The sequence below is a fragment of the Zymomonas mobilis genome (genome assembly GCF_006715975.1).
GTDB lineage: Bacteria > Pseudomonadota > Alphaproteobacteria > Sphingomonadales > Sphingomonadaceae > Zymomonas > Zymomonas mobilis_B.
This window is the reverse complement of the sequence record NZ_VFOF01000002.1, coordinates 20667-27603: the sequence shown is the minus strand read 5'-3', so window position 1 is coordinate 27603 and position 6937 is coordinate 20667. Positions and strand designations below refer to the sequence as shown.

Below are 6937 nucleotides of genomic sequence, written 5' to 3'. Positions count from 1 at the left end.
GCGGTAGCGGTAAGACAACTCTTTCGGTTCACACGGCTGTGGCAGCAGAGGCTGCTGGCAAGAAAGTCTGCATCATTGATGCCGATCCTCAAGAGAGCGCAACAACTTGGGGAATGTCCCGGGAAAAGCCGACACCTATCGTGGCCACGGCTCAAGCCAGCGATCTGGATTCTGCACTTTCGGCAGCCGAGGCAGAAGGTATCGACTTGGCGATCATTGACGCACCGCCTCATGCGGCTCCTACGGCTAGTCAGATTGCTCGTCGAAGTGACCTTGTGCTAGTCCCCATTAGACCAAGCGCTTTTGACTTAGCGGCTGTACCGGCAATCGTAGATATCATTAGGGCATCAAAATCGAGAGGCGCTTTCATTCTGTCAGCCTGTCCTTTCCGAGCTCCCGAGATCGAAGAGACACGCCTTGCTTTAGAAAGTTATAATCTGCCTATCTTTCCATCCGAGATCGTTGATCGTCGCGCTTTTGCTCGTGCAGTCACCACTGGACGCGCTGTCACAGAATTTGAAAGCAATGGCAAAGCTGCTGAAGAAATCCATCATTTATGGACTTGGATTAATAATACGTTAGAACGTATAGCTATATACGTATATACTTAAATAAGGATTTGTTGTTATGGCGAAGAAACCAACCGGACTAGCTGCTTTTTCCCGCCCTAAAACAGTTACTCCTCCGTTGACAGAAGAGCCAACTTCTACCATCGAAAATCAAACAGCCTTTTCACCCCGCAAGAAAAGAGGCTCGGGTGATACCGTTGCTTTAACAGTGAAAGTGCGCCGCACCGATTGGCAACGATTGCGCCAGCTTGCGGATGCAGAAGGAACAACAATTCAAGCCATGGCTGAGGCAGGCTTTTCTGCTATCCTCGCCCAACATGGTTTGGCGCCACTTGCAACTAGAAAATAAACGTATTGGCGTATATAGCTAAATACGTATTTACTTTTCTATGTCACACAGTGCTATGGCTGCTACCAAACAATATAGGAAAGGCTTGTTTAAAGCCCTCCTATAAAACCTGCCAAACAAAGAATTAGAAAGAGAAATTGACGAATCCACCCACTGTGCGCCTTGCATCGGGGGTCGTATAGTGGACAAGACCCATGGCTCCATATTGCTGCCACCCTGTCGAGAAATATTTGTCAAAGAGGTTTCGAACATAAACGCCGACTTGGATTTTTTTGTTCAAAGGCATTACGCTGAATCTAAGGTTCACAAGGCTATGTGCTGGAACGCGTGAATAAGCTGGTTGCCCGACCACAGTCCAGTAAGTGCTACGATATGAATAGTCGACATGGGCGCGAAAGCCTAAATCAGGGGCTATATCATGATCATAATCGACAAAAACATTTCCGGAAAATCTGGGCGCATTGGTTAGCCGAGTATGCGTGTAATCAGTTGTCTTATTATAGTGATAATCGGTAAAATAGGCATCTGTGTAAGTAGCAGCCCCAGATAAGGTTAAGCTGCTAATCGGTTTAAACGCGATATTCCCCTCTACGCCTTGGCTTCTTAAGCCACCAGCATTACCGATAGCCGTTGTTTGTAACCAGCCTCCAGCCCCCGCCGGAATATTGGTAAGAACCGTAGCCTGAAAATCGGTAAAGTCTTCACGAAACAAATCAAAATTGAAACGTAAACGGTGATTCAACCATTCTGATTTGAAGCCCAACTCATAGGATTTAACTTTTTCAGAGCGGTAAGGGTCATACTTATTCCCGACAAAGGCGATACCGGCTGGCTTATAGCCCGTCGAGAAAGTAAAATAGGCAATAGTATCGGCATTAAAATGATACTCGGGAGAAATTCTGCCCGAAAAATTCTGCCCTCTTTTTACTCCATAACTGTAAATTGGAGGAGCGCTCGTCGGAATAAAAGTCGGAGTATATCCCATAATCTGAACAGGGTCAGTTGTAACATAGTTCAGACTTTGAGAATTCCTGTCATGAGTATATCGGCCACTAATAGCCAAGGTAAATGATTTAAGGATATTGAATTTCAACTGACCAAAAGCCGCAAGGGATTCATTGCGAGACTTAAAAAGGGAAGTATTCCCATCCTTTCCGATGGCACAACTGGTACAATAAAGACTTGAAACCGAATTCCCATTCGTATCAACAAGAGGCGAACCATAAGTCCCCCATCCATACTGGGTCTGCTTGGCCTCAAGGCGATTATAGAAACCTCCGACCAAATATTCTAAAAAATGTCCTTTAGGGGATGAAAAATGGATCTCTTCACTAATTTTTTTTGTTGTTAGATGACCGTAGTTATACGGGATAAAAGCATACTGATCAGAAGGTAAAAAATCTACTGGGGTCGCATTGTTATAGAGCGATCCTCTATAGGCACTAATGAATGTCAGATCATTATTGCCAAGCTTTGTATGAACGTGAAGGGATGATCCCCACTCTTCTCTTTCAATTTTTCCTAAAAAGGAATCTGCTGTATCCGCATTTTTGGCATTAGGATATATCCCCCAGCCATGCAGCATTTCGGTTACTGCACTAGGTTGGTCGGCAACAGGCGTGCGAACGCTACTATCCCAATGATGGGCATAATCACCAGCCAGCGTAATATCTAAGTTGTAAGCTGGTTCTATATAAAGTTTGGCTCTGGTTCCGTATTCATGTGTCGATCCGACCAACTTGTGTAACGTCACGTTATGGCCATAACCATCTTGCGCGTTATCAAAGGCTGACACACGCAAGGCAGCAATCTTTCCTATCGGGATATTCATAGTTCCGTTAATAATGCGCTCGTTATGCTCACCGTAACTGAAGCTACCATTACCAGATAGCTTTCCAAGCTTTGGCTTCCCTGTGGTTACAGAAATGACACCGGATGTTGAGTTCATACCGAATAGGGTACCTTGAGGGCCCATCATAATATCAACATTGTTAATATCGACTAGCCCGATTAACCCATTGGCGCGCTGGGCATCCATAACAACATCATCAACAACGACGCTAACCGATTTAGCGTTAGAAAAATCGAAAGATTCACTCCCGACCCCTCTAATTTGGAAAGCGGCCCCTTGCGTCGGATCATATTGGACACCAGGAGCTAGATATTGGAGATCCGTTAAATCTTTATAGCCTGCATTGGCAATAGTTTTGCCATCAAGATGCAGGACAGAAATAGGTACACGCTGGTTATTTTCACTACGTCTTTCTGCGGTGACTGTAATAGCATCCAATTGCTTGGAATCTGCTTTATTCTCGGTATTGTCTTTTGACTGAGAAACCTTCTCATTATTTTGAATAATATTCTGTTCAGCAAAAGCTGGACTCAAATAATAGAGGCTCACGCCACACAAAAACGTAATACGAGAAACAAATCTATACATGACCCACTATCAATCCCGCTATTAATATCGAAAGATTTTGACAATAAGACGTAAATTCAGATTAAATTTCCCTAATTTTTAGAATAAAGAAATTTATATAAGAAATATTTATTTATTTTTAGGGTCTTTTATATTTATAAATTGTTATATATTTATTACGTTAGGATGTTTTTTATATTACAGTATAATTTTTGTTATAAAAAAATAGGATTTTGTAAAAATACATTAACAAATCTAGTCTTAATATTTTTGCCAAATTGATTTCTTGCTGAAAGAAGCATTTGGAGAAAATATTTAATATGTTTAAAATACTAAATAAATATATTCCGATATGTGGAGTAATATTTCTGGCATCTACTCCCCATATAGCAAATGCTAATATGATACCGGATAATACTCCGATAAATAAAATACAGGTAATTGGTACACATAATAGTTATAATCTGGGTGTTGATCCCCATATTAGAAAAGTAATCGATGATTTTTTCGCATCATCAAAAGAGAAAATTTCAAAGGAAAAGCTTGAAGAATTTGAATTAGCACATCCAAACCATTTAAGCCCTTCTGAAACATTAAGCTATTCACATCCTTCAATCAAAAAGCAGCTTGATATGGGAGTTCGCTCCCTAGAAATAGACGCAAATGCCGATCCAGAAGGTGGCGCCTATGCTGATCCCATATTGTATAAAATCCTTAAAGAGCGCGGTGTTAATCGCCTGCCTTCATTTGACGTCTCAGCATTAAAACAACCGGGAATAAAGATTCTACATATACCGGATGTCGATATTCACAGTTCTTGTCCAACATTGCGCATCTGTCTTACGCAGATGAAAAATTGGTCAGAGTCTCATCCTCGTCATATACCGATTTTTGTTATGATCGAAGCCAAGGTTCAGCCCTTAAATTTAAAGCTTTCTGGTAACCCAGATAAAACCCCAAATTTTTCAAAAATACCACCCTTCACCGATGAAACTTATAACGAAATCGATCAAACTATTGTTGATGTATTAGGTCGAAACAAAGTTATTACCCCCGATGATGTGAGAGGCAGCTATCCTAATCTGGAAGATGCAGTTCTTGCTGGAAATTGGCCAACACTTGGTCAAGCACGTGGGAAATTCATCTTTTTCTTAACAACAGCGACAGGCCGTGACGGCGCATCTGCCTACCTGAACGGTCATCTCGGACTTAAGGGGCGAATGGCATTTATGGATTCAGAACCCGGAAAACCTTATGCTGCTTTTGTTCTTGAAGATAACGCCTTAAGCCGAGGAGATATTATTCGGAATGATGTCAAAAAAGGATATATTGTACGAACTAGAGCCGATATTGATACCTACGAAGCTAAAAAGAATGATCTAACAAGGGCGAAGGCTGCATTTGATAGTGGCGCTCAAATCGTTTCGACCGATTACGAAGCTGCTGGCAATGCTTATCATACGCCTTATGTCGTAAAACTTCCGGGTAAAAATAAAGACGCTCGGATCGTTTCGCACTAAGAAATGTCAAGATAGGTATCGGGATAATCATAATAAAGCATATTATCCCGATACTCACATATAATTGTAGCTATCCTTTATAGTTATTCAATAATTTATTATTGATATGCGTGTAATTTTATTCATCGAGATTGCCCGCGAACTAGGAGCTAATTTAGCCATAAAAAGTTGAATCTCTTAGGAAATAGGCCGTTTTTAGATCTAGCTTAGCCCTAAAAAATTTACGTAAATACGTATGTAGCTATATATGTATTTACGTAAATTTTATCTAATTAACTTTCTGCTATCCGCCTCTGCTTAGGCTAGGTAAGCGAGCCAGCGTTTGTAGTTAGCCTTTAACTATACGCACACGGAGCCATTCTTCAATTTAAGGAGTTGTTACGGCTAATGATGCCAGCATTGGTATCGCTGCAAATCAAAGAGATGATATATAAGGCTGCAATATATCAACAGTTTTGGTCAAACCGATTGCATCCATCCTTAATAGAAGTGCTTCTGGAGTAATTTCAGGTTTCTTAAAACGGCCTCGCATTTTTTTGATAGCAGCAACTGCCCTGCCAATATCCAATGAAATGATATCAACTAAAAATCATCTGTAGACCTTGCAACTAAATTAAGCGGCTCAAGAATATTATCAGGGAAGTCTTTTAAATTTTCAGTAACAATCGCTGATGATCTAGCCTTGAGAGCTGCTGCCAAAACATGATGATCCCCAAGGTCAGGTATACCATTACATGCAGGCAAAAATCCTTCAAAATCCTCTATCATGGCATCCTCAAAAGCAGACTCCATACAGTTTCTAGCTTTTATTGACCGAGTATTGGCTTCACTATCTGACTTTCCATTCTGCTTCAAAATTCGTTCAATAGCCCTTTGAGTTTCATCTAGAACCGGAGCAGACCATCGTAGTCGAAACAAATTGGCTTCAGCCAAAGAAAGAATGAGATTTCTTTTTAACGGGCTCGCCAGTGAACAGGCGTCTATAAAGACGGTAAACCGATGTATAGACATCGTTATATTAACTCGGCATCTAGTTCGGCCAACTCGGACAAAGCATTTTGTCTTTTTTCTTCACTGCGGCGTTTATAAGCAAAAAGGTCTTCAGCCTTGATGCGACGATGGCGTCCAACCAAGGTAAATTCGATATCTCTACGTTCCAATAACTTAACAAGATAGGGGCGCGAGACATTCAAAATATCAGCAGCTTGCTGGGTCGTAAGCATTTTTTGGACAGGCATCAGTGTGACTGCATCGCCTCGACCAATATGCCGCAATAATTCGGTCAAAAGAGAGGATAGAGCGGGTGTAAGTGTGACTTCAGTTACAGCCTTTTCATTATCAACCATCCGTAAGGTTGCATCGCCATTGGCATAGGTCGCTATAATTTTTCGGAGTTGGTTAGCCGAAGCCCGTTCAAAATCAGAAGGTAAACGGCAACCAAGATCCTGTGCAAATGCGGGTATCGTCATATCATTTTCTCCTACCCAATCTTATAGCTGATACATTTAACCTGCACAATATTCGAAATAAACGAAATGAGCTATATTGAGATGAAATGAGATGAGGGTATCCAGCTTGTCTTTAGTTATATGCCGCTTTATAACGCTAAATACGGAGCCTTTAGGGTATGTTTGAGCCAATTCGAATGAGCAAAAATAGAGGGGTAAAAAAAGCCCGTAGTTTGGATGGCATCGAACGCAAAGGGTTTGAAAAAACATTATTGAAATAATATTGCTACCGCTCTGTTAGACATTATTAGGTAAATTTTAGACATAAAAAAACTGCCAGTTTCGCGTCAGATTGAGAGGCGATGCAGGTGCGTTACCTTCTAACTACCATTCACATGACGACAATCGAGATGCTTAAAAATAGAGACTTTGTAATCCGTATAAACGTATATAGCTAAATACGTATTTAAGTTAATAGTTATTAACATTATTACGTTTTTAATTAGAAAGATATAATCCACAAAAAGCATTGATATGAAGAATTGTCCATTACGGCAATCTGCCGATCAACGGATTACGTGGCATTATATGTTATACAGAATTGTTGAAACAACGCATTGATCAAGAGATTT

Annotated in this window: 6 protein-coding genes; 3 read left to right on the top strand and 3 right to left on the bottom strand. The window is 40.9% G+C overall.

The genetic code is table 11. The annotated features are described in order from the left end of the window. Both FBY58_RS08835 and FBY58_RS08830 read left to right on the top strand, forming a co-directional pair. On the top strand, positions 1 to 611 hold a 611-nt coding region (locus tag FBY58_RS08835), incomplete at its 5' end, for an AAA family ATPase (RefSeq protein ID WP_141920688.1). A gap of 16 nt (positions 612 to 627) precedes the next feature. After that, positions 628 to 918, top strand: coding sequence for a hypothetical protein (locus FBY58_RS08830; protein ID WP_012817681.1), 291 nt, complete (start codon positions 628 to 630; stop codon positions 916 to 918). A gap of 124 nt (positions 919 to 1042) precedes the next feature. Here the strand turns inward: FBY58_RS08830 and FBY58_RS08825 are convergent, their stop codons facing one another. Then, positions 1043 to 3304, bottom strand: coding sequence for a TonB-dependent receptor (locus tag FBY58_RS08825; RefSeq protein ID WP_260432186.1), 2262 nt, complete (start codon positions 3302 to 3304; stop codon positions 1043 to 1045). A gap of 353 nt (positions 3305 to 3657) precedes the next feature. On the opposite strand from FBY58_RS08825, the gene FBY58_RS08820 reads away from it, so the two are divergent. After that, the gene (locus FBY58_RS08820) at positions 3658 to 4857 is read left to right on the top strand and encodes a phosphatidylinositol-specific phospholipase C domain-containing protein (protein WP_141920686.1); all 1200 of its coding nucleotides are present in this window, start codon (positions 3658 to 3660) and stop codon (positions 4855 to 4857) included. Positions 4858 to 5439: 582 nt separating this feature from the next. On the opposite strand, the gene FBY58_RS08815 is transcribed toward FBY58_RS08820, so the two are convergent. Together FBY58_RS08815 and FBY58_RS08810 are read right to left on the bottom strand one after the other, a co-directional pair. Beyond that, positions 5440 to 5868 (bottom strand): PIN domain-containing protein, encoded by a 429-nt coding sequence (locus FBY58_RS08815; RefSeq protein WP_221624826.1) that lies wholly within the window; start codon positions 5866 to 5868, stop codon positions 5440 to 5442. 2 nt (positions 5869 to 5870) lie between these two features. Continuing rightward, positions 5871 to 6326, bottom strand: coding sequence for an excisionase family DNA-binding protein (locus FBY58_RS08810; protein WP_141920685.1), 456 nt, complete (start codon positions 6324 to 6326; stop codon positions 5871 to 5873). Positions 6327 to 6937 lie beyond the last annotated feature (611 nt).

What these genes read in the sequence shown, in the direction of transcription:
- FBY58_RS08830 (WP_012817681.1), top strand. Translation starts at nt 628, where the DNA reads ATGGCGAAGAAACCAACCGGACTAGCTGCTTTTTCCCGCCCTAAAACA.
- FBY58_RS08820 (WP_141920686.1), top strand. Translation starts at nt 3,658, where the DNA reads ATGTTTAAAATACTAAATAAATATATTCCGATATGTGGAGTAATATTT.
- FBY58_RS08815 (WP_221624826.1), bottom strand. Translation starts at nt 5,868, where the DNA reads ATGTCTATACATCGGTTTACCGTCTTTATAGACGCCTGTTCACTGGCG.
- FBY58_RS08810 (WP_141920685.1), bottom strand. Translation starts at nt 6,326, where the DNA reads ATGACGATACCCGCATTTGCACAGGATCTTGGTTGCCGTTTACCTTCT.